The sequence below is a fragment of the Kitasatospora sp. NPDC053308 genome (assembly GCF_055585785.1).
This window is the reverse complement of the sequence record NZ_JBVJJY010000016.1, coordinates 111,645-134,918: the sequence shown is the minus strand read 5'-3', so window position 1 is coordinate 134,918 and position 23,274 is coordinate 111,645. Positions and strand designations below refer to the sequence as shown.

The 23,274-nt window shown below is 76.1% G+C and carries 19 protein-coding genes and 1 tRNA gene; 11 read left to right on the top strand and 9 right to left on the bottom strand.

All coding sequences use genetic code 11. The features are described from left to right. Window positions 1-154: 154 nt before the first annotated feature. Window positions 155-1,186 (bottom strand): glycosyltransferase family 2 protein, encoded by a 1,032-nt coding sequence (locus ACZ6Y7_RS29140; protein WP_465760925.1) that lies wholly within the window; start codon window positions 1,184-1,186, stop codon window positions 155-157. Between the two features lie 409 nt (window positions 1,187-1,595). Here ACZ6Y7_RS29140 and ACZ6Y7_RS29135 point away from each other — a divergent pair, with 409 nt between their 5' ends. The 3 genes from ACZ6Y7_RS29135 to ligA all read left to right on the top strand — a co-directional run bounded on the left by ACZ6Y7_RS29135 (window position 1,596) and on the right by ligA (window position 5,094). Further along, window positions 1,596-2,414 (top strand): methyltransferase domain-containing protein, encoded by an 819-nt coding sequence (locus tag ACZ6Y7_RS29135; protein WP_465760924.1) that lies wholly within the window; start codon window positions 1,596-1,598, stop codon window positions 2,412-2,414. 182 nt (window positions 2,415-2,596) lie between these two features. After that, window positions 2,597-2,785: a hypothetical protein gene (locus tag ACZ6Y7_RS29130; RefSeq protein WP_465760982.1), complete on the top strand. Its 189-nt coding sequence runs from the start codon at window positions 2,597-2,599 to the stop codon at window positions 2,783-2,785. A 254-nt stretch (window positions 2,786-3,039) separates the two neighbouring features. Continuing rightward, the gene (gene ligA / locus ACZ6Y7_RS29125) at window positions 3,040-5,094 is read left to right on the top strand and encodes an NAD-dependent DNA ligase LigA (protein WP_465760923.1); all 2,055 of its coding nucleotides are present in this window, start codon (window positions 3,040-3,042) and stop codon (window positions 5,092-5,094) included. 88 nt (window positions 5,095-5,182) lie between these two features. On the opposite strand, the gene ACZ6Y7_RS29120 is transcribed toward ligA, so the two are convergent. Then, window positions 5,183-5,926 carry a hypothetical protein gene (locus ACZ6Y7_RS29120; RefSeq protein ID WP_465760922.1) on the bottom strand — a complete coding sequence of 248 codons (744 nt, stop codon included), beginning with the start codon at window positions 5,924-5,926 and terminating at the stop codon, window positions 5,183-5,185. A gap of 447 nt (window positions 5,927-6,373) precedes the next feature. Here ACZ6Y7_RS29120 and ACZ6Y7_RS29115 point away from each other — a divergent pair, with 447 nt between their 5' ends. Then, complete coding sequence (locus ACZ6Y7_RS29115) at window positions 6,374-7,573, top strand: serine hydrolase domain-containing protein (RefSeq protein ID WP_465760921.1); 1,200 nt, start codon at window positions 6,374-6,376, stop codon at window positions 7,571-7,573. A 429-nt stretch (window positions 7,574-8,002) separates the two neighbouring features. Here ACZ6Y7_RS29115 and ACZ6Y7_RS29110 read toward each other — a convergent pair. Then, window positions 8,003-8,071: transfer RNA gene (locus tag ACZ6Y7_RS29110), tRNA-Glu, on the bottom strand. A 142-nt stretch (window positions 8,072-8,213) separates the two neighbouring features. Between ACZ6Y7_RS29110 and ACZ6Y7_RS29105 the strand changes: the two genes are divergently transcribed. Continuing rightward, window positions 8,214-9,311: an AraC family transcriptional regulator gene (locus ACZ6Y7_RS29105; protein WP_465760920.1), complete on the top strand. Its 1,098-nt coding sequence runs from the start codon at window positions 8,214-8,216 to the stop codon at window positions 9,309-9,311. A gap of 152 nt (window positions 9,312-9,463) precedes the next feature. Here ACZ6Y7_RS29105 and ACZ6Y7_RS29100 read toward each other — a convergent pair whose 3' ends face one another. From ACZ6Y7_RS29100 to ACZ6Y7_RS29080, 5 genes are all read right to left on the bottom strand, one after another. Next, entirely contained in the window at window positions 9,464-9,799 is a 336-nt protein-coding gene (locus ACZ6Y7_RS29100; protein WP_465760919.1) for a hypothetical protein, read from the bottom strand. A gap of 341 nt (window positions 9,800-10,140) precedes the next feature. Then, window positions 10,141-11,112 (bottom strand): DUF4232 domain-containing protein, encoded by a 972-nt coding sequence (locus ACZ6Y7_RS29095; RefSeq protein WP_465760918.1) that lies wholly within the window; start codon window positions 11,110-11,112, stop codon window positions 10,141-10,143. 245 nt (window positions 11,113-11,357) lie between these two features. Further along, window positions 11,358-12,443: an alpha/beta fold hydrolase gene (locus ACZ6Y7_RS29090; protein ID WP_465760917.1), complete on the bottom strand. Its 1,086-nt coding sequence runs from the start codon at window positions 12,441-12,443 to the stop codon at window positions 11,358-11,360. A 178-nt stretch (window positions 12,444-12,621) separates the two neighbouring features. Then, complete coding sequence (gene infA / locus ACZ6Y7_RS29085; protein ID WP_402214434.1) at window positions 12,622-12,846, bottom strand: translation initiation factor IF-1; 225 nt, start codon at window positions 12,844-12,846, stop codon at window positions 12,622-12,624. 41 nt (window positions 12,847-12,887) lie between these two features. Next, complete coding sequence (locus ACZ6Y7_RS29080) at window positions 12,888-13,682, bottom strand: GNAT family N-acetyltransferase (protein WP_465760916.1); 795 nt, start codon at window positions 13,680-13,682, stop codon at window positions 12,888-12,890. 541 nt (window positions 13,683-14,223) lie between these two features. Here ACZ6Y7_RS29080 and ACZ6Y7_RS29075 point away from each other — a divergent pair. The 6 genes from ACZ6Y7_RS29075 (at window position 14,224) to ACZ6Y7_RS29050 (ending at window position 21,849) form a co-directional block, all read left to right on the top strand. Then, window positions 14,224-14,553 carry a hypothetical protein gene (locus ACZ6Y7_RS29075; RefSeq protein WP_465760915.1) on the top strand — a complete coding sequence of 110 codons (330 nt, stop codon included), beginning with the start codon at window positions 14,224-14,226 and terminating at the stop codon, window positions 14,551-14,553. Window positions 14,554-14,723: 170 nt separating this feature from the next. Beyond that, on the top strand, window positions 14,724-15,191 hold the full coding sequence (locus ACZ6Y7_RS29070; protein WP_465760914.1) for a MarR family winged helix-turn-helix transcriptional regulator: 468 nt from the start codon (window positions 14,724-14,726) through the stop codon (window positions 15,189-15,191). Between the two features lie 294 nt (window positions 15,192-15,485). After that, window positions 15,486-16,673 carry an MFS transporter gene (locus ACZ6Y7_RS29065; RefSeq protein ID WP_465760913.1) on the top strand — a complete coding sequence of 396 codons (1,188 nt, stop codon included), beginning with the start codon at window positions 15,486-15,488 and terminating at the stop codon, window positions 16,671-16,673. Window positions 16,674-16,745: 72 nt separating this feature from the next. Next, window positions 16,746-17,165, top strand: coding sequence for a GlcG/HbpS family heme-binding protein (locus ACZ6Y7_RS29060; protein WP_465760912.1), 420 nt, complete (start codon window positions 16,746-16,748; stop codon window positions 17,163-17,165). Between the two features lie 204 nt (window positions 17,166-17,369). Continuing rightward, on the top strand, window positions 17,370-19,415 hold the full coding sequence (locus ACZ6Y7_RS29055; protein ID WP_465760911.1) for an NHL repeat-containing protein: 2,046 nt from the start codon (window positions 17,370-17,372) through the stop codon (window positions 19,413-19,415). Between the two features lie 157 nt (window positions 19,416-19,572). Then, the gene (locus ACZ6Y7_RS29050; protein ID WP_465760910.1) at window positions 19,573-21,849 is read left to right on the top strand and encodes an MMPL family transporter; all 2,277 of its coding nucleotides are present in this window, start codon (window positions 19,573-19,575) and stop codon (window positions 21,847-21,849) included. A 33-nt stretch (window positions 21,850-21,882) separates the two neighbouring features. Here the strand turns inward: ACZ6Y7_RS29050 and ACZ6Y7_RS29045 are convergent, their stop codons facing one another. After that, window positions 21,883-23,256, bottom strand: a complete 1,374-nt coding sequence (locus tag ACZ6Y7_RS29045) for a M14 family zinc carboxypeptidase (protein ID WP_465760909.1) — start codon at window positions 23,254-23,256, stop codon at window positions 21,883-21,885. Window positions 23,257-23,274 lie beyond the last annotated feature (18 nt).

The following is a 23,274-nucleotide window of genomic DNA, read 5'->3' as shown; positions in this document are numbered from 1 at the left end:
CGCGGGCGCGGCCACGGCCGCTTCGACTTCACCCCCGGCCTGCTGGTCGACGGCCTCGACCGCTCCTGATCCGGCCCCTCCACCGGCCCGGGCCCCTGGGTCCAGGGAGAACCGGCGCCCGCGGCTCCGGATCCCCCTGGCCCCGCCTCCGGCCTCAGCTGCGGGCGGCGGCCTGGCGGGTGCGGCGGGCGAGGCGGTGCAGGCGCTGGACGGCGACGAAGCGGTGCATCCGGTCGGCCAGCGTGAGGCGGTACTTGAGCCGCAGCTGGCTGCTCAGCGCGGTCAGGCGCTCGGGGCCGATGGCCTGCAGCAGGCGGCTGACGTGCTGCTGGTAGGCCTCGCGGTAGGCGCGGTCGCCGTCCGGGACGGACCAGAAGAACATCGGGATCTCCTCGACCAGGCAGTTGTGGTCGTAGGCGCGCAGGTGCTCGGCGAACTCCGGCTCGGGGCGGGCCAGCAGCCATTCCCGGACCAGTTCCATCGAGCGGACGCGGTCGATCACGCCGCGCGGGTCGGTCTTCTTCTGGGTGATGGACAGGTCGCCGTCCTCGCGCACCCGCCAGTGGTAGATCGGCTCGGAGAGCACGTCGACCCGCTTCGCGAGGAAGTGGTGGGGCACGCTGACCGGGGCGTCCTCGTACAGGATGCCCTCGGGGTAGAGGATGCCCGCGGCGTCGAAGAAGGAGCGCCGGTAGACCTTGTTCCAGGCGGTGCGGTCGGTGACCAGGGCCGGCAGTTCGCTGACGTGGGTGCGCAGCCGGGTCTCGCGGAACGCGCGGCGGTGGCCGTGCGAGGGGGTGAGGCCGGCGGTGCGCAGGCGCAGCGCGTTGCCGGTGACGAAGTCGGAGCCGGTCTCCTCCAGCGTGCTGATCATCAGCTGGTACGCGTGCGGAGGCAGGGTGTCGTCGCTGTCGACGAAGGTCAGGTACTCGGTGCCGGGGGTGAGGTGGCGCCAGCCGGTGTTGCGGGCGGCGCCGAGGCCCTGGTTCTCCTGCCGGACCAGGCGGAAGCGCGGGTCCTGCTCGGTGTAGGCCTGGGCGATGGCGGGGCCGCCGTCGGTCGAGCCGTCGTCGACCAGGACGCATTCGAAGTCTTCGAAGGTCTGGGCCGCGATCGAGTCGAGGCATTCCCGCAGGTAGCGCTCGACGTTGTAGATCGGGACGACGACGGACAGTCGGGGGGCCATCGGGCGGCCTTTCGATGCGCTCAGGAGCAGACGGACCGGACGGGCCGGGCGGGTACGCACCGCCGACGGCCGATCACCGGCAGTGGCCCGAATGTAGGGATCATACAAGGCCGTTGGGTTAACGGTGCGTGTCGTCAAGGGTGTGGACCGGTGGAGCGGCCGTGCCCGGCGTCCACCACCGTACGCGAGGGACCTCCCCCCGCACGGGGGGAAGCCCGGGAGTACGGGGCACCGCGTGCGGCGGGGAGGCCCCGGTGTGCGTCCCGCGGCGTCCCCCGGGCGCCGGCGCTCCCGGGTGTCGACGACCGTCCCGCCCCCATCCGCCCGCCCGCATCCACCCGCCCTCGTCCGGCCGCCCACCGGCGCCCGGGGCACGGACGGGCCCGAAGACGGACCCTAGAGTGGGCGCATGACGGACCCCCGCCCCACCTCGGCCTTCCACACCGCCAACGCCGACCCCGCGGTCACCGACCGGCTGGTGGCCGCCCTGGACGTGCAGGCCGGCAACGCGGGCGTGCGGCGGCTGCGCGGGTGGGCGCACGACCGCCTCGGGGCGCGGCCCGGGGAGCGGGCGCTGGACGTCGGCAGCGGGACCGGGTCGGAGACCCGGGTGCTCGCGGACGCGGTCGCCCCGGGCGGCGTCGCGACCGGCCTCGAACCGCACCCGGGCCTGCGGGCCGTCGCCGAGCGGCGCGCCGCCGAGGCCGGCAGCGCGGCCCGGTTCCTGGACGGCGACGCGCTCGCGCTGCCGCTGCCCGACGCCGGGGTGGACGTGCTGTGGTGCGAGCGCGTCCTGCAGCACCTGGACGACCCGGGGCGGGCCGTCGCCGAGTTCGCCCGGGTGCTGCGCCCGGGCGGGCGCATCGCCCTGCTGGACACCGACTGGTCGACCTTCGTCCTGCACCCCGCCGACCCGGCGGTCCGCCCGGCGCTGGCCACCGTCGCCCGGGCCAACGCCGCCACCCCGGACGCCGGCCGCCGCCTGGCGGACTGGCTCACCGCGGCGGGCCTGAGCGTGGACGGGCTCGGCGCCGACGTCCTGCTGCACGACCCCCGCACGGTCAGCGGGCCGATCGTCGAGCGGCTGGGCGCCCAGGCGCTCCAGCGGGGCCTGATCGACGAGGAGCAGCGCGACCGCCTCCGCACCGGGGCCGAGGAGGCCGCCGCGCGGGGCGCCTTCCACCTCTCGGTGACGATGTTCGCCGCCGTCGCCCACCGGCCCCGGTGACGGGCGGACGGACCCCGCCGGTCGGCGATCCGCCTGCCGGAGGGAGCCGGACGGGGTGCGCATTCACCTGGACGGAGTAACTTGGTCGTGCTCCACCCGTCATGGCCCGCCCGCCGGAACGACCATCGAAGGACCGTGCGTACGGGCCACCAGGCGATGAGGTGATGGACATGCGGGAAGCGATGAACGAAGGCGCGCCGGAGTCGTCCTCCGGGGTGCAGCGGCAGATCTACTCCGGGGGCGAGCGCCCCTTCGACCCCGAGGACCTCGTGATGGCGACGGGCCGCGACGTCACCCCCGAGCGCGTCGAATGGGCGCGCCAGGAGATCGAGCGCAAGGGCGCCGCCGCCCTGGAGCGCTACCTCCCCTGAGCACGGGCCCGCGGCGGCCGTCGGCCGACCGGCCTGCGGGCCGCCGCGGGCCGCGCCTCGGGTGACGTGCAGGTCCTGCCACGGGCGGACCGCGTCGGTGCCCGTGCCGGTGACCGTCCGGCCGGCCGGCACCGGGCAGCCGCGGGTCCGGCCACCGGGCGCGGTGCGGCCGGTGTCGTGCGGCCCCCCTGCGCCCGCCCTCGCGGTGCCCGGCAGCGGCGGCGTTGTCAGTGCCGGCGGTGATGATGTCGCCCATGAACGACGCCGCTCTGCTCACCTCCGGCGACTACGCCGATGCCGTCGCCGCCGCCGTCCGGGCCGCCGCCGCCTACTACACCGACGGCGCGACCCCGCTCGGCGACGACGAGTACGACGCCCTGCTGCGCGCGATCGCGGCCTACGAGGAGGCGCACCCGCAGGAGGTGCTGCCGGACTCCCCCACCGGGAAGGTCGCCGGCGGCGCGGTCCAGGGCGACGTGCCGCACAGCGTGCCGATGCTGTCGCTGGACAACGTCTTCTCCGCCGAGGAGCTCGCGGACTGGGCGGCCGGGCTGGAGCGCCGGCTGGGCCGCCCGGTGGCCGCGTGGTGCGTGGAGCCCAAGCTGGACGGCCTGGCGGTCGCGGCCCGCTACCGCGCCGGGCGGCTGCAGCAGCTGATCACCCGCGGGGACGGCCTGGCCGGCGAGGACATCAGCCACGCGGCCGACGCGGTGCTGGGCCTGCCCGCCGCGCTCGCCGAGCCCGTCGACGTCGAGCTGCGCGGCGAGGTCCTGCTCACCCGCGAGCAGTTCGAGCACGCCAACGAGGTGCGCACCGCCCACGGCGCCGTCCCCTTCGCCAACCCGCGCAACGGCGCGGCCGGCACCCTGCGCGCCAAGGACCGCCCGTACCGCGTGGAGCTGACGTTCTTCGGCTACGGCGCCGTGGGCCTGGACGAGGAGCTCCCTCACAGCGCGCTGCTGGAGCGGCTGGCCGCGCTGGGAGCCCACACGGCCGCGAGCACCGCCGCCCGTCCGCTGCGCTGCGCCACGCTGGAGGAGGCCCAGCAGCGGGTCGGGGAGATCGCCGCGCTGCGCTCCGGGCTGCCGTTCGGCATCGACGGCGTGGTGGTCAAGGCCGACTCGGCGGCGGACCGGCGGGAGGCCGGTTCCGGCTCGCGCGCGCCGCGCTGGGCCGTCGCCCGCAAGCTGGCCGCCGAGCACAAGGTCACCCGGCTGCTGGACGTGGAGTGGAACGTCGGGCGCACCGGCATCATCGCGCCGCGGGCGGTGCTGGAGCCGGTCGTCATCGACGGCGTCACCGTCACCTACGCGACGCTGCACAACCCGGCCGACATCACCCGGCGCGGTCTGATGATCGGCGACCAGGTGTTCGTCTACCGGGCCGGGGACGTCATCCCGCGCGTGGAGGCCCCGCTGGTGGAGGAGCGCACCGGCGGGGAGCGGGCGATCGTCTTCCCCGAGTCCTGCCCGCGCTGCGGCGACGCCATCGACACCACCGAGCAGCGCTGGCGCTGCGCCCGCGGGCGCGACTGCCAGGCGGTGGCGTCGGTGATCTACGCGGCCGGCCGCGACCAGCTCGACATCGAGGGCCTGGGCGGCACCCGCGCCGTCCAGCTCGTCGAAGCCGGCCTGGTCGCCGACCTCGCCGACCTGTGGACCCTCACCCGTGAGCAGCTGCTCTCCCTGGAGCGGATGGGCGACACCAGCACCGACAACCTGCTCGCCGCGATCGAGACCGCCCGCAGCCGCCCGCTCAACCGGGTCTTCTGCGCGCTGGGCGTGCGCGGCACCGGGCGCACCATGTCCCGCCGGATAGCCGCCCACTTCGGGTCGATGGCGGCGATCCGCGCCGCCGACGCCGAGACGCTGGCGGCGGTGGACGGCATCGGCCCGGAGAAGGCCCGCGTCATCGTCGCCGAACTCGCCGACCTCGCGCCGCTGTTGGACCGTCTCGCGGAGCACGGGGTGGGCACGGCCGTCACCGCGCCGCAGGCGCCCGCCGCACCCGGCTCCGAGGAGCCGGCCGCCGAGGACGGCGCCGGAGCCGGCCCGCTCGCGGGCGAGGCCGTGGTCGTCACCGGCAGCATGACCGGCGCGCTCGCCGCCCTCTCCCGCAACGAGATGAACGAACTCGTCGAACGGGCCGGCGGCAAGGCCTCCTCCTCCGTCTCCAAGCGCACCACCCTGCTCGTGGCCGGCGAGAAGGCCGGCTCCAAGCGTGCCAAGGCCGAGGAGCTGGGCATCCGCATCCTCACCCCCGACGCGTTCGCCGACCTCGTCGCCGACCACCTGCCCGCCCAGGGCTGACGGGCGGGCGGGGCGGCTCGGCCGCGGGGGCGGCCGGGGCGCCGGCGGCGCGGGGCGGCTCGCCCGCGGGGGCAGCGGGGCGCCGGCGTCAGCGCACGACGTCGGCGTTCTCCCAGTGCCGGTCGAAGTACTCCTTGAAGTACTTCGCCGCCTCCGGGCCCTCCAGCCGCATGCCGGACACCCGGGCGCCGACGGTGAAGGCCAGGAAGACCGCGCGGTCGTCCATGATGGCCATGCTCAGCAGGTCCGCCCTGATGGACCAGCGCACGTCCCTGATCTCGTAGCGGGTGAGGTCCCGGGTCTCCTCCCGGTGCCGGGCGGTCCAGTCCGCGAACTCGGTGGACGAGCCCGAGCAGAACAGCCGCCGCACCGAACCGCCGGCGCGGGCCCAGTCCAGCACCTGGCGGAAGTAGTCGGCGAACTCCTGGGTCGAGCGGCTGAAGTCGTCCGGGGTGCCGGTCCGCACGTACCAGGTGTCCAGATTGCGCACCCCGCGCTGGAGCAGGTAAGCGGTCGCCGCTCCGTAGAAGGATTCGGCGTCGGGGTAGTGCTCGATCCGGCTCGGCGCCGACCGGTCGACGCTCTCACGCAGCGACCTGAGCTCGTGGCGCATCCGGGCGAGTTCGTCCTTCGACTTCCGCAGCGGGACCAGGGCCCGCATGATCACGTAGAGCGCGAGGAACAGGAACGGCATCTGCCAGACCAGCGGCACCCCGAACACGCCCGCCACCGTCGAAGCCGCGCAGGCGACGATGCAGAGCGCGCTGACCACCCTGTCGTCCCACGCCACGATCCGCCGCTCCGAGTCCTCGACGCTCTGACTGCCGGCCATCGGCCCCCACTTCCCCTCGGCACGCATCCCCGTGGGACACCACGCATCCCTTGGGACACCGCTCATCTGACGGTTCATCAGCGTATGGACGGCGTCGGCACGGCCGGAAGCACGGGCTCGTCGCGGTTCTGTCACACGGCTGTGCGCGGAGGAGCGGTCCGCCGCCGCCTTCGACCCTTCGCCGTCGACCCAACCGCGCACGCCCGCCAAGCCCGCCGCCGTCAGCCCGGCCGACGGCTTCCGGCCGGCGACGTGGGGGCCGCGGGCGTGGGGGGCCGACGGCTCGGCTGGGCGGGTCACGGGGGGCGCCGGGCCGTTTCCCCGGGGTGTCGGCGGGTGATCCCTTGCGGCCAGGGCGGCGGTGCGCCCCGCCGCCGGGCGGCGGCGGACCGGCGCCGTCCGTCCTCACCCGAGCCGTCCCCCGAGCCGTCCTCCGGAGGCCCCGCCGTGTCCCTGCACTCCCCCCGTTCACCGAAGACCCGCCGTTCACCGAAGACCCGCCCCGGGCGGGCGGTCGCCGCGCTGCTGACCGCCGCGCTGGCGCTCGCGCCCGCCGGACCCGCCGCGGCCGCGGCCGCGCCCCATGACGACGACGACCTCGCGCTGCGCGCCGAACTGCAGGAGCTGGTCGACCGTCCGGACGGGCCGCCCGGGGCCATCGCGGTGCTGCGCGACGGCGAGCGGGTACGGGTGTTCCGGGCCGGGACGGCCGAGGTCGGCACCCGCCGTCCGCCCCGGCTCGACGACCACATGCGGCTGGCCAGCGCCGCGAAGGCGTTCAGCGGCGCGGTCGCGCTGCGCCTGGTGGACTGCGGGCTGCTCGGGCTGGACGACACGATCGCCGGGCGGCTGCCCGCGCTGCCCGCCGCCTGGGGCGCGGTGACGCTGCGCCAGCTGCTCCAGCACACCAGCGGGCTGCCGGACTACAGCGACGCACCGGCGTTCCTCGCGGAGATCCGCGCCGACCCGCACCACGTGTTCGACTCCCGGCACCTGCTGGACTACGTCGCCGACCAGGACCTGGAGTTCGCCCCCGGCTCCCGCTACCAGTACTCCAACTCCGACAACATCGCCGTCGCCCTGATGGCCGAGGCAGTGACCGGGCAGCGCTACGAGGACCTGCTGGCCTCCGAGGTCTACCGGCCCCTGGGCCTGACGCGGACCAGCCTCCCCTCCGGCTACCAGCTGCCCGAGCCGTACCTGCACGGCTACGCCCCCGAGCCGCCCGCCGCGCCCGAGGACGTGAGCACCCTGTTCGGCGCCTCGGGCTCCTGGGCGTCGGGCGGCCTGGTGTCCACCCCGCGGGACTTCAGCGTCTTCGCGGCCGGCTACGCGGGCGGCCCGCTGATCAGCGACGGGACGCGCCGTCAGCAGCGGGCCTTCGTCGAGGGCGCCTCCGAGCCGGCCGGCCCGGGGGCCAACCGCGCCGGACTGGCGATCTTCGAGTACACCACCCGCTGCGGCGTGGTGTACGGGCACACCGGCAACACCGCGGGCTACACCCAGCTGGGCGCGGGCACCCCGGACGGCCGCCGCAGCCTCACCGTCTCCGTCACCACGCAGGTCAACCAGCGCGGCAACCCGGACCTGCTGGCGCGCCTGCGCGCGGTCGAGGAGGACTTCGTCTGCGCGCTGCTGGAGCGCTGAGGCCCGGGCGGGGTCGGCCGGCCGCCGGAGGCGGCCGTACGGCGGCCCCGCCCTCGCCCGCATCCGCCGGATCGGCCCGTACGGAGCAGCCCGTACGGAGCAGCCCGGCCGGGGCGGCCCGGCTTCGCGTGGCGGCGCCGGCCCCCGGACTCCGCCGGGCGCCCGTGTGGGCTCCGACCGATCGGGCAGGCGCGAGCCGGGGAGGCCAGGACCTCGACCGCCCGCCGGCGCGGCCGGACGGGCGGCAGCCATGGGGGTGGGGGCCGCGGGGCGACCGGGCATCCGCCGGGCGCCCCGCGGACGTCCTCGCGGGCCCCGCCCAGGGCCCGTCGGCGGGCCGCGCCACCGGACGGACCGGACGCCGCCGGACCGCCGGGAAAACCGACAGGGGTGGACGTCGGAATCCGACGTCCACCCCTGATCCATGGGAGCGCCGGGCCCGAATCGAACGAACCCCTCCCGCTGAAAGCGGGCGTGCTACCGCTGCACCACCGACGCGTGTCCGGCGATCCTCCGACCGCTTCCGCGATCCCGTCCCGCCGACGGGTGAGAACCTACCAGTTCATGATCGGAAGAGGAAAATCGGGTGGGCCGGGCCGTCGGCCGGCCGAGGAACGGAAGGTGAAGGGAAGCGGTGGACGTGACCGCGGATACCGGGATCGTGCTCCGGGGCGAGGACGTGCCCGCGAGGGAACGGTTCGACTACTGGCGGGAGTTGATCGGGCGTACCCGCGACAGCGAGATGACCAGCGCGCACGCCGACCACTTCCGGGCCGAGATGCGGCGCCTGGAACTGGGGCCGGTGACCCTCCTCAGGTCCTCCTTCCCGCCCGCGCGCTTCCGCCGGACCGCCGCCCGGGTGCGGCGGTCGGACCCGGAGGTGTGCCACCTGACCCTGGTGCTCGACGGCGGCCTGTCGCTCACCCGCGACGACCGCGACCCGACCACCGTGTTCGGCCCGGGTCAGCTGTACGTGCTCGACAGCTCGCAGCCGTACGACGTGCGGGGCCTCGGCGCGCCCGCCGACGGCCCCGGGCCCCGGCGGGTGACGGCCATGGGCGTCGACTTCGCCGTGTCCGCGCTGCCGCTGCCGACCGACCGCCTGCGCGCCCTGATGGGGCGTCCGTTCTCCGGCCGCGAGGGGACCAGCGGCCTGCTGGCGGACTTCCTGCTCGGCCTGGACCGCCAGGCCGCCCTGCTCGGCCCCGCCGAGGCGCCCCGCCTGGGCACCGCCGTCATCGACCTGGTGGCCGCCCTGCTCGCCCGGGAGCTCGACGCCGAGGGCACCCTGCCCGACGACACCCGCGGGCGCGCCCTCGTGGAGAACGTCCGCACCTTCATCCGGCGCAACCTCCACGACCCCGCGCTGACCCCGACCTCGATCGCCGAGGCCCACCACGTCTCCGTCAGCTACCTGCACCGGCTGTTCACCCGGCACTCCCACGGCGAGACGGTCGCCGCCTGGATCCGCGCCCGGCGGCTGGAGAAGGCGCACCGCGACCTCGCGGACCCCGCGCTGCGCACCCTGCCGCTGCACGCCGTCGCCGCCCGCTGCGGCATCCCGCGGCCCTCCGACTTCAGCCGCGCCTTCCGCGCCGCGTACGGGCTGCCGCCCGGCGAGCACCGGCGCCTGGCGCTGTCCGGGCACCACGGCGCCGGACGCGCCGGACGCGCGGGAGACCCGGCAGCCTCCGCAGCGGCCGGAGCCGCCGGAGTCGCCGGAGTCGCCGGAGAGTAGACGCATTGCCAAGGAAGCGTCGACGCGGTGCGCAGCCGTCCGGGCCGCGCGCTGGCATCCTCCACGGTGGAGTCCGGCGGCCCGGCACGCCACGGGGGAGCGTGCCGGGCCGGCGGCCGTACCGGGTTCGGACCGGGGCCGGTCCCACGGGGTCAGATGTAACTGACCCAGCCGCGCAGGGCGGTGGTGTTCGGCGGGCAGTACACCCGCACGTTCTGGAAGGTCGTGTACGGCCCGGCCGTCCGCGTGCTGCCGTCGGAACAGCCCACGTTGACCCACCACTTGGTGGTGCCGGTGGCCGAGCAGGAAATGGTGAAGTACTGCTGGGTGCCGTCGCTGCCGAAGCTGCCGGTGCTGCAGTTGATGCTCAGCACGGCGGCCGGGGCGGCGCTCTGCGCCTGGGCGGCCGGGGCGCCGATGCCCAGGGCGGCGGCAGCAGCGGCCGTCATGAGGAAGCCGGCGGTCCTGTTCCTGGTCCGGGTGTTCACGGGTGGTCCGTCCTCGAAGAAGTCGACGCGGGGGAACGGCCGTGGTCGGGCGCCGTCGCGCCGGCTGCTTCACCGGCGCTGCGGCGACTCTAGGGGTCCGCCCGCCCCGGTGGCATGTGACGGCGGGAAATGCACCGCACCCCCCGGACGCAGCGCTCTTTCCCCCGCACCCCGGCAGTCCTGGGGCGGCGCGGCACCCCCGGGGCGGGCGGGGCGGGCGCCCCGGCGCCGGAACGGCCGGAAACGGCCGGAGGCCGGGACGCGCCGGAGGCCGGGACGCGCCGGGCCCCGGACGGGACGGTTCCGTCCGGGGCCCCTCCCCCGCGCGGCGGGGCGCCGGGTCAGTCGGCCGGGCCCGGCGGGGTGGCGGGGGGTCGGGGGGTGTCGGCGTCGCGGGTCCAGGCGCCGATGCCCAGGCGCCCGGTGGTGCCCAGGTCGAGTTCCGGGGTGACCGTCACGGGCGGCGCGTCCGGGGTGGCGCGGACCCGGACGTAGGGGACGTCCACCGGGGTGCCGTCGCCGGTGGTGTTGCGCCACACCAGGGTGGCGCGGGCGCCTTCGCCCGGGCGCAGCGCGATCCTCTGCGGCGGGTTGTCGGCGCCGGTGCCGGTGGCGATCGCGGCGCCGCCGGGCAGCAGCCGTACGCCGTCGACGGGGCGGTGTTGCGGGTCGAGGAGTTGCAGGGTGGGGTAGCCGTCGAGGTTCACGGTGGCGGTGCCGCAGTTGCGCAGGTGCAGGCCGAGCACGCGCAGGCCCATCGCGGCGTCGCCCTCGTCGGCGTACAGCCGCAGGCCGGAGGCCGGGCAGGGGCCGTCGGGCCGCGGGGCCTCGGCGGTGGGCACGCTGCGGACCCGCAGGATCTTCACCCCGGGGGTGGGGCCCGGCTCGGCGCGGCCGGGCGCGGTCAGGTCGAGCCGACCCTTCGCGGTGGCCCCCGGGGCGAGCGCCTCGACGGTGCGCGACACCGTCTCCGCCCCGGTGCCCAGGCCGGCCGGGCGGCTGAACCGCACCGTGACGTCGGACGGTTCGGTGCCCGGGTTGGTCACCTCGTACTCCGCGCAGGCCGTGTTGACGGCGGTGATCCGCACCCCGTCCCGGGCGAGGACGGACGGGTCCCCGGCGCCGGTGGGCGCGGGCAGCGCCGCCCCGCACGGCCCGGCGCTGCCGGAGGGCGCCGGGGTGCCGGCCGCCCCGGTGGCCCGGGATCCGCAGCCGGTGAGCAGGGCGGCGGCCGCGAGGGCGGCGAGCGTGACGGCCGCCGCGGCGGGTCGACGGGCCGTCAGCGGGCGGGGGTGCTTCTCGAACGGGCGCATCGGAGGAGTCGATCACGCTGCGCACCCGAACTGCCGTGAGCCGGGTCACTGCGTGGGTAACGGGTCTGCCACGCTCCGCGCGCGCCCCCGACGGCGGACGGTCCCCGGCCGCGGGCGGACGGCCCCCACCGCGCACGCCCCGGCCGCGGGCGGACGGCCCCGGGCTCCCCGCGGGTGTCGCGGGGAGCCCGGGGCCGTCGGGTGCCGGGGTCGGGGAGCGGGCGGGGTCAGAGACGGGCCCGGGGTCAGAGGCGGTCGGCGTCGAGGACCGCGCGGACGAAGTCGGCCGGCGCCTCCTGGGGCAGGTTGTGGCCGACGTCCGGGAGGGTGCGGTGCAGGTAGGGGCCGGTGAAGTAGCGGCGGTAGGAGGTGCCGTCGCCGGGGGCGGTGAAGGGGTCGCGCCCGGGGTCGAGGGTGACGGTGGGCACCGTGACGGCCGGCCGGGCGGCGAGCCGCTGCTCCAGGCGGTCGTAGCGGCGCTCGCCGTCGGCCAGGCCCAGGCGCCAGCGGTAGTTGTGGATGACGATCGCCGGGTAGTCGGGGTTGTCGAAGGCGGCCGCGGTGCGCTCGAAGACGGCGTCGTCGAAGGCCCAGGTCGGCGAGACGTTCTCCCACACCAGCCGGCACAGGCCGCGCCGCTTGTCCCGTTCCTCCATCGCGCGGCGCCCGCGCTCGGTGGCGAAGTAGAACTGGTACCACCAGGTGTGCTCGGCGGCGGCGCCCAGCGGCTCGTGCTGCTGCTCCACGTTGGTGACCAGGTACCCGCTGACCGCCACCAGCGCCGTGACCCGCTCGGGCCACAGCGCGGCGATGATGGCGGCGGTGCGCGAGCCCCAGTCGAAGCCGGCCAGTACCGCCCGCCCGATCCCCAGCGCGTCCATCAGCGCCACGACGTCGCACGCGACCGCCGCCTGCTGCGCGTTGCGCGGCGTGCGGGCGGACAGGAAGCGGGTGGTGCCGTGGCCGCGCAGGTAGGGGACGATCACCCGGTAGCCCTGCGCGGCGAGCAGCGGGGCGACGTCGACGTAGCTGTGGATGTCGTACGGCCAGCCGTGCAGGCAGATCACCACCGGCCCGTCGGCCGGCCCGTCCTCGGCGTAGCCGACGTCCAGCGCTCCGGCGCGCACCTGCGCGAGCCGGGCGAACCCGGTCCGTCCGGCCGGGGCACCGCCGCCGTCCGGCCCGGCGGCCGGCTGCACCGCCCCCGCGGCCACCGTGGCCCCCGCCCCCGCCGCGTCCGCGGCCTGCGCCTGCGGCAGGCCCGCCAGGGACAGCGCGCCCGCGCCCGCCCCCAGCCCGACGGCCTTGGTGAAGGTACGCCTGTCGATCATGCCCGCTCCTCCGTCACGCGCTCGGATCAGCCGTCACCGCCGCGAACCGGCGGCCGGCACCCCCACGGTGCCCGGTGGAGCGTTGCGGCACATCAGTCAGTTGACTCTGCGCCCCCGGACGGCGGTACGGACGAACGACGGTCCCCGCCGCCCCGAGGGGGCGGCGGGGTCGGGCCGGCTATGACCGGTAGCGGTAGCGGATCCGGCCGCGGGTGAGGTCGTAGGGGCTGAGCTCCACGAGGACCCGGTCGTGCGGGAGGATCTTGATGTGGTTCTTGCGGACCTTGCCGCTGATGTGGGCGAGCACGACGTGCCCGTTGGGGAGTTCGACCCTGAAGGTGGCGTTGCGCAGGCACTCGGTGACGGTGCCCTCCACTTCGATGCCGTCTGCTGTCTTGCTCATGGCTCTCACCTCTCCGTTCGGTGATGGACTGTCATGGACCGTCAATGGTGCGCGAGTTCGAGGACGCCTCCGGTGCGGCGGGCGCCGATGCCCTCGAACAGCGCGGTGGCGGGCGCGTTGGACTCCGCCACCTCGGCCCCGACCGAGGTGACGCCCTCGCGGTGCAGCGATTCCAGCGCGTGGGCCAGCAGCGCCCGGGCGATGCCGCGGCGCCGGTGGTCCTGGCGCACGGCGAGCAGCCCGATCCGCGGCCGGCGCGGCGGCGCGATCCGCAGCAGCCCCAGGTAGCGGCCGTCCTGCTGCGCCACGGTGTACCGGGCGGGGTCGAGCACGGTGGTGCAGGCCGGGCGGGGCAGCACCTGGGCGGGCATCGCCGGCCAGCCGGGGCCGGCCGCGACCTCCGCGTGGACGACCCGGTCCAGGTCGCGCAGCGGGCCCTCCTGCGCCTGCCCGGCGGGCACGACCGTCACCCCCGACGGGGGCCGGACCGTGCCGAGGCCGGTGACCCGCGGGTCGGTGGGCACGGTGTAGCACCGTTCGCGGCGCACGGTCGTGAAGCCGGCCCGCTGCCAGGCGGCCGCCGTCTCCTGGTCGGCCTCGTCGGTGACGGTGTGCAGGGGTTCCGGCAGGTCGGTCAGCAGGGCGTGGGCGAGGCGGTCGAAGACCGCGCCGTCCCACGCGTCGACGCTGACGAACAGCCGCCCGTCGGGGCGGCGGGAGGCGTCGCCGGAGCCGACCACGAGGTCGTCCGCCACGGCGTGCCATTGGGTGTCCGAGACACGGGTGACCACGAGCGCGTGGCCGTCGGTGCCCGGGAGGGGATGCGACGTGTTCATGGTGGTGCCCTTCGGGAGTGCTTGGTTCGAGGCGCTCCCGGGCGACACCTGCGTCAATCGCCCGCCGCGGCGGAAAGGAGGAGCACCCACACGGATACAGCCTTCACGGGTGTCACCTCCTCGCGTCGTCTCACGGCTGCGCAGACCGTAGCAGCTCCGCGACCGCCCGCCCAACCGCTTTATCCGTCCGGGGTGTCCGGCGGCGCGGTCTGACGGCCGCTCAGCGTGCCGTCGGCGCGGGCACGGCCTGCTTGCGCGGCCGGGGTGTCCATCCGGGCGGTGCGGTGGGCCGGCGCCGCCGGCGAACCCCCCGGCCCCCGCAGGACGTCCCGCAGTGTGAGACGCCCCGTCCCACCCGCGCGGGTTTCTGCCAGCATGCGGCGCATGCAGCAGCAGCTGATTACCAGCGGCAGCGTGCCGGCACCGCGCCGGGAGGAGTGACCCTCCCCGGCCCCCGCCCGCACGCAGACCTCTCGCACTCCGCGAGGGGTCTTTCTGCTTTCCCGGCCCGCCAGTCCCACCCACCGACAGGACCGCCGCCATGGAACACACCCGACTCACCGTCACCCTGCGCCCCACCACGGGGACGCTCGCGCGACTGGCCTCCACCCTCAACAACCACCGGGTCCTGGACCTGGCCTTCAGCACCGCGGCCCCGGCCTCGGCGCCCGCCTCGGCCCGGGCGGTCGTACGGGTCCCCCGCCCCGAGGCCGTCCGCGTCCAGCAGAAGCTGCGCCGGATGGTCGACGTGCTCGAGGTGTCCCTGGAACCGGCCGCCGCCGACACCCCGCACACTCCCTCCCCCCGGCCCGCCGCGCACGGCACGGCCGCCGCGCACGCCGCATCCGCCGCATCCGCCGCCGCCGTGTGAACGGCCCGCGGGAGCCGGCGGACCACGGGAGACGCCGCACGAGCGCGCCGTACGGGACAGGCCGCGGCAGGGTCTTTGGTTGTGCGAGCCCGATACCGGCGTCCGCCGGTATTTCCGTCCATGGCGTATCCTGACCGCAGCACAGCCGTACCCGGAAGGAGGTCGGGCCGATGACCGCCACCGACCCCGCGCTCACCGCCCTCGCCAGTGGCTGGGGCGCGCTGTCCCTGCTGCACGGCAGGATCGAGGCGCACATCGAGCGCGCCCTGCAGTCCGGGCACGGCCTGAGCGTGCGGGAGTACTCGCTGCTCGACGTGCTCAGCCGCCAGCACGACGGCGAGGGCGGACACCTGCAGATGAAGCAGGTCGCCGACGCGGTGGTGCTCAGCCAGAGCGCCACGACCCGCCTGGTCACCCGCCTGGAGGACCGCGGCCTGCTGGCGCGCTACCTGTGCCCGACCGACCGGCGCGGCATCTACACCAATGTGAGCGAGGCCGGCCTGGAGCTCCTGGCGCAGGCCCGGCCGACCAACGACGCCGCCCTGCGGGAGGCGCTCGACGAGGCCGCCCGCAATCCCGAGCTGGTCTCGCTGGTCAAGGCGGTGGAGGCGGTGGACGCGGCCTCGCCCCGCCACTGACACCCTTCGCCCCCCGATCCCCACCGGGCCCGACCCGTCCCCGCCGCCCCGCGGCGCGGGCGCGTCGGGCCCGTCGCGTTTCCCCGCCCGCACCCGAACCCCACGCCCGGACCACCTCCCGCACCCCGACCCCCACGCCCGCGCCCGCATCCCTTCCCGCACCCAGCCCCCACGCCCGCGCCCGACCCCCCTCCCGCGTGCCTTCTATCGGCGTTTGCACTTATCGCGCGTCTGCAACTATTGTGAATGCGCGCTAGGCGCTCCATCAAGCAATCCACAGAAGGGTTCGGGCCCATGCCCCTCGCTCTGCTCGCCCTGGCCATCGGCGCCTTCGGGATCGGGACCACCGAGTTCGTGATCATGGGCCTGCTGCCCGGCATCGCCGACGACTACGGCGTGTCCATCCCCGACGCGGGCCTGCTGGTGACCGGCTACGCCCTCGGCGTCGTGGTCGGCGCGCCGCTGATGACCGTGCTCGGCACCAGGCTCGGCCGCAAGACGATGCTGATGCTGCTGATGGGCCTGTTCGTGGTCGGCAACCTGCTCTCCGCGTTCGCGCCGACCTTCCCGCTGATGCTGGCCGGGCGCCTGGTCAGCTCGCTGGCCCACGGCGCCTTCTTCGGCATCGGCTCCGTCGTCGCCGCCGACCTGGTCGCCCCCGAGAAGAAGGCCGGCGCCATCGCCACCATGTTCACCGGGCTGACCGTCGCCAACATCGTCGGCGTGCCGCTGGGCACCTTCATCGGCCAGGCCGTCGGCTGGCGCACCACCTTCGCCGTCGTCGCCGCGCTCGGCGTGGTCGGCCTGCTCGGCATCGCCCGGCTGGTGCCCGACCTGCCCCGCCCCGAGGGCGCCCGCCTGGCCGGCGAGCTGTCCGCCTTCCGCAACCCGCAGGTGCTGCTCGCGATGGCGATGACGGTGCTCGGCTTCGGCGGTGTGTTCGCCGCGATCACCTACATCGCGCCGATGATGACCGACGTCGCCGGCTACTCCGACGGCGCCGTCACCTGGCTGCTGGTGCTGTTCGGCGTCGGCATGTTCCTCGGCAACCTGCTCGGCGGGAAGTTCGCCGACCGCGCGCTGATGCCGCTGCTCTTCGCCACCCTCGGCGGCCTGGCCGCCGTGCTGGCGGTGTTCACCCTCACCGCGCACAGCAAGGCCCTCGCCGCCGTCACCGTCCTGCTGGTCGGCGCCCTCGGCTTCGCCACCGTCCCCCCGCTGCAGAAGCGGGTGCTGGACCAGGCCCACAGCGCGCCCACCCTGGCCTCGGCCGTCAACATCGGGGCGTTCAACCTCGGCAACGCGCTGGCCGCCTGGCTCGGCGGGCTCGTCATCTCCGCCGGCCTCGGCTACACCGCCCCGAACTGGGTCGGCGCCGCCCTCGCCGCCGCCGCCCTCCTGCTCGCCCTGTGGTCCGCCGCCCTGGAGCGCCGCTCCCCCACCCCGGCGGCCACCCCGGACCGCGTCCCCGTCCACCACTGACCGCCCACCACCGACACAGCGACCACCGACACACCGACCGACGCCACCCCCTTCCCCCAGGAGAAGCCCCCCATGAGCACCACCGCCGTCGCCCCGCTGACCACCGCCGACGCCGAGACCCTGGTCTCCGCCGCCCGCGCCGCCGCCGAGGCGGCCGGGGTCGCGGTCAGCGTCACCGTCCTGGACGCGGGCGGCCACCCGCTCGCCTTCCGCCGCGACGACCGCGCCGTGCTGATCTCCGGCGAGACCAGCACCCGCAAGGCCTACACCGCCCTCCAGCTGGACGCCCCGACCGCCGACCTGGTCGACCTGGTCAAGCCGGACGGCCCGTTCCACTCCCTGCCCACCGCACTGGACCGCCCCCTGCTGTTCATCGCCGGCGGCCTGCCCGTACGCCGCGACGGCCGCCTGATCGGCGCGCTCGGCATCGGCGGCGGCGCCCCCGAGCAGGACCACGCCTTCGCCACCGCCGCCCTGGCGCACCTCGGCTGACACCGCCGCCGCACCGTCGCACTCGCCGCACCACCGCATCCGCCGCCGGCTCCGCCGCCTCGCCCGTCCCGGGCATTTCCGCCGCGCCCCGCGGCCGGTCGCGCGCGGGCGGGCGGCGGATGTGGCAGGCAGGAGGACGGCGGCCGCGCCCCGCACCGGGAGCACGCGACGGGCCGCCGTCCCCTGCGACCGAACGGAGCCCCCATGCGCCGACGCCGCGGCGTCCTGCTGACCGCCGCCCTGCTGGCCCAGCTCGCCGCCGGACCCACCCACGCCGCCGCCCCCGCACCCGCCGGGTGGGACCCGGCCGGCCAGTGCGGGGTGGTCCGCAGCGGCGACACCCCGCTCGGCGGCGCCGAGGTGACGCTCTACCAGGCCGGCGACGGCCCCGGCGCCACCCCGCGGGTGCTGGCCCGCACCCGCAGCGCCGAGGACGGGCGCTTCACCCTCGACTACCGCCGCCCGCGCGACCCGAACGCCGTCCTCTACGTCCTCGCCGACCTCGGGCCCGCCGGCACCCGGGCCCCGCAGGACCCGGCCGCACCGGAGCGCGCCGCGCAGGACGGGCCCCCGCGGCACGACCCGGACGGCCCGGTCACCCTCGCCGCCGTGCTCAGCGGCGCCGACGCCCCGCCCGAACTGGTCGTCAACGAGCGCACCACCGTCGCCGTCGCCTACGCCCTGGCCCGCTTCACCGGCCCCGCCGGCGTCTCCGGCACCCGCCCCGGACTGCAGAACGCCGCCGCCATCGCCCACAACCTGGCAGACACCGGCACCGGCGACATCGCCGCCCCGCTCGCCACCCCGCCCAACGGCGCCCTCACCTCGACCATGGCCGAGTTCAACACCCTGGCCAACCTGCTGGCCTCCTGCGTCACCGGCGACGCCTGCGACCAGCTGTTCGACCTGGCCCGCCGCCCCGGCCACGAGCGGCCCCGCGACACCCTGCGGGCCGCCGTGGACATCGCCCACGACCCGGGCCGCAACGCCGCCGCCCTGTTCGCCCTCGCCGACACCACCCCCCGCTACCGGCCCGTGCTGCCCGCCGCCCCCGACGCCTGGACCGTCGCCCTGCGCTACGACGGCAACGGCCGGGAACTCGACGGCCCCGGCAACATCGCCTTCGACGCCGACGGCAACGCCTGGGTCAGCAACAACTACGGCTACGACGCCGACCCCGCCCGCCCGGTCTGCGGCGGGCGCACCGTCCTGAAGTTCACCCCCACCGGCCACGACGCCCCCGGCGCCCCCTACACCGGCGGCGGCCTGTACGGGGCCGGCTTCGGCATCACCGTCGACGCCCGCGGCACCGCCTGGGTCGCGAACTTCGGCTTCCAGGGCCGCGGCTGCCCGATCGACCCGACCGACCTCGAACGCAGCCTCTCCCGGTTCGCCCCCGACGGCACCCCGCTCTCCCCGCCCGAAGGCTGGCGCGGCCACGGCATCGCCCAGCCCCAGGGCATGGCCGCCGACCGCTCCGGCACCGTCTGGGCCGCCGACTGCGGCGGCGGCGGGGTGACCCGGATCCCGGACGGCGACGCCACCCGCGCCCAGGAGGTCCCCACCCCCGCGCTGAGCAAGCCCTTCGGCGCCGCCGTCGACCCCCGGGGGCGCCTGTGGGTCAGCGGCAACGGCAACGACAGCGTCCAGGTCCTGGGCCCCGACGGCACCGCCGAACGGACCGTCACCGGCGGCGGCCTGCGCCGCCCGCTCGCCCTCGCCACCGACAGCAAGGGCTACGCCTGGGTCAGCAACAGCGGCATCCTGCCCGTCCCGTGCGCCGACACCACCGCGGACGACCTCACCACCGCCGCCCTGGCCGGCGACACCGGCCCGCGCCCGGGCGCCTCCGTCACCCTGATCGCCCCCGACGGCACCCCAGCCCCCGCCCCCTTCACCGACGGCGGCCTGTTCCTGCCCTGGGGCATCGCCGTCGACGGCGACGACACCGTCTGGGTCGCCAACTTCGGCGGCCACCGCGTCGCCCGGCTGTGCGGCACCGACCTCACCGCCTGCCCGCCCGGCCACCGCACCGGCCAGCCCCTCTCCCCGCCCGGCACCGGCTACTCCAGCGACGCGCTGGAACGCAACACCGGCCTGCAGATCGACCCCTCCGGCAACGTCTGGCTGGCCAACAACTGGCGCACCGTCCCCGTCCAGACCAACCCCGGCGGCCACGAACTGGTCGTCCTGATCGGCGCCGCCGCCCCCGTCCGCACCCCCGCCCTCGGCGGCCCCGCCCGGCCCTGACCGGCCCCGCCCCCGTCCCCGCCGCCCTGTCGGCCCCGGCCCGCCGTGCCGGGGCCGACAGGGCGACTACCCACCGGTACCCGTGGCCCGCCCCCGCCCCCCCGGGAACACTGCGCCGATCCGGCGCAGCAGAGCGCGACACACCCGGGAGCCGTCCATGCCGCCGTCCGCCCGCCCCGCCCCCTCGGCCACCGCACGCCCGGCCAAACGCGCCGCGCTGCGCCGCCTGGGCGAGTGGTGCGCACGCCACTCCCTGATCGTCATCGTGCTGTGGATCGTCGCCCTGGCCGGCATCCAGGCCGCGAACAAGACGGTCGGCGGCACCTACTCGGACGACTTCTCCCTGCCCGGCACCCAGGCGCAGCAGGGCCGCGACGTGCTGCAGGCGCACGAGCCGGCCGCCGCGGGCACCAGCTCCCAGGTGGTGCTGCACGACGCCGCGCAGCTGCCCGGCTTCCAGGCGCAGATCACCCAGGCGGTCGCGTCGCTGCAGCAGCTGCCGCACGTGATCGCGGTGCAGAGCCCGCTGCCGGCGCCGGGCCAGCCCCCGGCGCCGGGCGGTCCGCTGTCCGCCGACGGGCTGACCGGGTACATCACCGTCCGCTTCGACACCTCGCCGACCCTGCTGGGCACCGACTACCTGACCGGGGTGGACGAGGCGGTCGCGCCGTTGCGCCAGGCCGGGGTGCAGGTGGAGTACGGCGGTCCGCTGGGCGAGCTGGCCCGGCCGGCGCCGGACGATCGCTCCAGCGAGGCGATCGGCTTCGCGGTGGCGGTCGTGGTGCTGCTGGTGGGGTTCGGGAGCGTGATCGCGGCCGGGCTGCCGCTGCTGACGGCGCTGTTCGCGGCGGTGGTGGGTCTGGGGGTGCTGGGGCTGATCGCGGCGCTGTCCACCTTCGCGACCGTCGCCCCGACGCTGGCGACGATGATCGGCATCGGGGTGGGCATCGACTACGCCCTGTTCCTGCTGACCCGCCACCGGCAGAACCTGATGGACGGTGTGGACCCGGTGGCCTCCGCCGGGCAGGCGGTGGCCACCAGCGGGCGGGCGGTGCTGGTCTCCGGCTGCACGGTGATCATCGCGCTGTCCGGGCTGTCGGTGTCGGGCATCTCCTTCATGGCCAAGCTGGGCGCGGCGGCGGCCGTGACCGTGGTGTCAGGGGTGCTCGGCGCGCTCACCCTGCTGCCGGCGCTGATGGGGGTGATCGGGCGCCGGATGGACCGGTTCTGCGTGCGCCGTCCGATCGCCGAGGCCGGCGGCGAGAGTGAGGGAGCCGCGGGCGGGGGCACCGAGGTCGGGGGTGGGGGCGGCGGGGAGGCCGGCGGGGCCTGGCACCGCTACGCCCGCCGGGTGGAGGCGCACCCCTGGCGTTTCCTGGTGGCGGGGCTGGTCGTGCTGGCGGTGCTGGCGATCCCGCTGTTCTCCATCCAGCTCGGCCACATCGGCGACGGCGCCGACTCCACCGACTTCACCGACCGGCGCGCCTACGACCTGATGTCCCAGGCCTTCGGTCCGGGCTCCAACGCCCCGCTGACCGTGGTCGTCGACCAGAGCGCGGTGCCCGCCGACGCCCGGGCCGGCCTGCAGACCTCGGTGCAGCAGGCCCTCGCGAACCTGCCGGGCGCGGCCAGCAGCACCCCGCTGCAGACCAGCCCGGACGGGGCGGTGCTGTTCGGCACCGTCATCCCGGCGAGCGCCCCGCAGGACCGCGCCACCACCGACCTGGTCAACCGGCTGGCCGACCACGTGCTGCCCGGCGCGGTGGGCGGCAGCGGCGCGAAGACCTACGTCACCGGCAACACCGCGGCCCAGGTCGACTTCCTGGACATCGTCTCCAGCCGGCTGGTGCCGATCATCGCGGTGGTGGTCGGGCTGGCTTTCCTGATCATCCTGGCGGTCTTCCGCGGCCTGCTCGTCGCGGTCAAGGCCGCGGTGCTCAACCTGCTGTCCATCGCGGCCTCGTACGGGGTGGTGGTGGCGGTGTTCCAGTGGGGCTGGGGCGGGCCGGCGCTCGGCGTCTCCGGGAAGGTCCCGATCGAGAGCTACGTGCCGATGATGATGTTCGCGATCGTCTTCGGGCTGAGCATGGACTACGAGATCTTCCTGCTCTCGCGGGTGCACGAGGCCTGGCTGCGCACCGGGCGCAGCCAGGACGCGGTGGCGCACGCGCTGGAGATCACCGCGCGGGTGATCACGTGCGCCGCGCTGATCATGGTCAGCGTGTTCGCGGCGTTCATCGTCAGCGACAACATCGTGATCAAGATGATGGGGCTGGGCCTGGCGGTGAGCGTGCTGGTGGACGCGACGATCGTGCGGCTGCTGCTGGTCCCGGCGGTGATGACCCTGCTGGGCTCGGCGGCCTGGTGGACGCCGCGCTTCCTGGACCGGATCCTGCCGCACATCGACGCCGAGGGCGAGGGCGAGAAGGCCTAGAGAGGCGGCGGGCCCCGTCAGGCCGTCAGGCCGTCAGGCCGTCAGGCGCAGTTCCACGGCGGCCTGGACGATGTTGGCCTGGTGCTCGGCCTGGCGGGCCACCGGGAGCCAGGTGGGGCAAAAACGCCGCTGGTAGCGGGCGCACCAGTCCTGCAGCAGGGCGTCGAGGCGGGCGGCCTGCCCGGCGGCGCGGGCGCCGGCCGGTTCGACGGCGCGGCGCAGCAGGGCGGCGGTGCGCACCGGGATGCGGTGCGCCCACAGGTCGATGCCGGCGAGTTTCGAACGGGTCATCAGGCCCGGGCGCAGCAGGCGGCGGCCGAGGGCGCCGGGGTCCCATTCGTCGGCCAGCTGCCGGGCGGCGGTCAGCGGGCTGCGGGCCGCGCGCAGCAGGGCGGTGTCGTCGGCGGGCAGGTGGGGCAGGGCGGCGTCCAGCAGGGCGGCGAGCAGGGCGGTGCGGGTGCGCAGTCGGTCGGCGCCCGCGCTCAGGCAGGCGGCGGCGTCGTCGACGGGGCGGGTGTCGCCGAGGCGGTCGCTGGTCCAGGCGGGCACCTCGACGATGACCGTCTCGCCGCCGTGGCGCTGCGGGGCGAACCAGGTGGAGGCCCGGACGCGGGCGGTGCCGTCCGTGCCGCCGGGGCCGTCCGGGGCGTGGGGGCCGCCGGAGCGGGTGTCGCGGTGCGGGGCGAGCATGCCGGTGCTGGTCTCCTGGCGGTCGATGTGGTGGGGCTCCATCAGGAAGACGCCGGGGCCGGACTCGCGCAGCCAGAAGGTGTCGTAGGTGCCGGTCTCGACCGGGATGCCGAGGGCGGCGGCGGAGCTGGCGAAGGGGGCGGCGAGGGCGGCCGGGTCGCAGGTGGCCTGGAGGAAGGTGCCGCCCACGTCCATGCTGTGCAGGGTGAACTGGAGGGCGGGGCGCAGTTCGTCGATCAGGTCGAGCAGGAGGCGGCTCTCCGGGAGCCGGGCGCCGACGGCGGGGGCCCATTCGGGCTGTTCCTCGGCGGCGGGGCGGAAGTAGCCGGCGAAGTAGTCGGGCAGGGTGCGGGCGGTGAGGGCGCCGCGGGCGAGGTGGGCGCCGTCGGGGTCGAGGCAGAGCAGGAAGTGCCAGGTTGTGGTGGTGCGCAGGGCGGGGCGGGCGAGGACGCGGTGGGCGAGTTCGACGGTGCTGGCGCGGCCGGCGAACTCGTCGGCGTGGGCGCCGGCGACGACCAGCACGTTGCGTTCGGCGCGGCCGATGGACAGCAGGGTGAGCGGGCGCCCGGCGCGGGAGGTGCCGAGGGTGCGCAGGCGGCACAGGTCCGGGCGGGCGGCGGCCAGGGCCCGGGCGGTGCCGGTGAGTTCGGCGAGGGTGGGGCAGCGGTCGTGGAGCAGGACGGCCTTGCCCGCGTCGGTCGAGGTGTCGGTCAGCATCCGGTTCTCCCCCTGGTT

Coding starts and splice junctions, on each gene's coding strand:
- ACZ6Y7_RS29140 (WP_465760925.1), bottom strand. CDS start 1,186: ATGGCCCCCCGACTGTCCGTCGTCGTCCCGATCTACAACGTCGAGCGC.
- ACZ6Y7_RS29135 (WP_465760924.1), top strand. CDS start 1,596: ATGACGGACCCCCGCCCCACCTCGGCCTTCCACACCGCCAACGCCGAC.
- ACZ6Y7_RS29130 (WP_465760982.1), top strand. CDS start 2,597: ATGAACGAAGGCGCGCCGGAGTCGTCCTCCGGGGTGCAGCGGCAGATC.
- ligA (WP_465760923.1), top strand. CDS start 3,040: ATGAACGACGCCGCTCTGCTCACCTCCGGCGACTACGCCGATGCCGTC.
- ACZ6Y7_RS29120 (WP_465760922.1), bottom strand. CDS start 5,926: ATGGCCGGCAGTCAGAGCGTCGAGGACTCGGAGCGGCGGATCGTGGCG.
- ACZ6Y7_RS29095 (WP_465760918.1), bottom strand. CDS start 11,112: ATGCGCCCGTTCGAGAAGCACCCCCGCCCGCTGACGGCCCGTCGACCC.
- ACZ6Y7_RS29090 (WP_465760917.1), bottom strand. CDS start 12,443: ATGATCGACAGGCGTACCTTCACCAAGGCCGTCGGGCTGGGGGCGGGC.
- infA (WP_402214434.1), bottom strand. CDS start 12,846: ATGAGCAAGACAGCAGACGGCATCGAAGTGGAGGGCACCGTCACCGAG.
- ACZ6Y7_RS29080 (WP_465760916.1), bottom strand. CDS start 13,682: ATGAACACGTCGCATCCCCTCCCGGGCACCGACGGCCACGCGCTCGTG.
- ACZ6Y7_RS29075 (WP_465760915.1), top strand. CDS start 14,224: ATGGAACACACCCGACTCACCGTCACCCTGCGCCCCACCACGGGGACG.
- ACZ6Y7_RS29070 (WP_465760914.1), top strand. CDS start 14,724: ATGACCGCCACCGACCCCGCGCTCACCGCCCTCGCCAGTGGCTGGGGC.
- ACZ6Y7_RS29065 (WP_465760913.1), top strand. CDS start 15,486: ATGCCCCTCGCTCTGCTCGCCCTGGCCATCGGCGCCTTCGGGATCGGG.
- ACZ6Y7_RS29060 (WP_465760912.1), top strand. CDS start 16,746: ATGAGCACCACCGCCGTCGCCCCGCTGACCACCGCCGACGCCGAGACC.
- ACZ6Y7_RS29055 (WP_465760911.1), top strand. CDS start 17,370: ATGCGCCGACGCCGCGGCGTCCTGCTGACCGCCGCCCTGCTGGCCCAG.
- ACZ6Y7_RS29050 (WP_465760910.1), top strand. CDS start 19,573: ATGCCGCCGTCCGCCCGCCCCGCCCCCTCGGCCACCGCACGCCCGGCC.
- ACZ6Y7_RS29045 (WP_465760909.1), bottom strand. CDS start 23,256: ATGCTGACCGACACCTCGACCGACGCGGGCAAGGCCGTCCTGCTCCAC.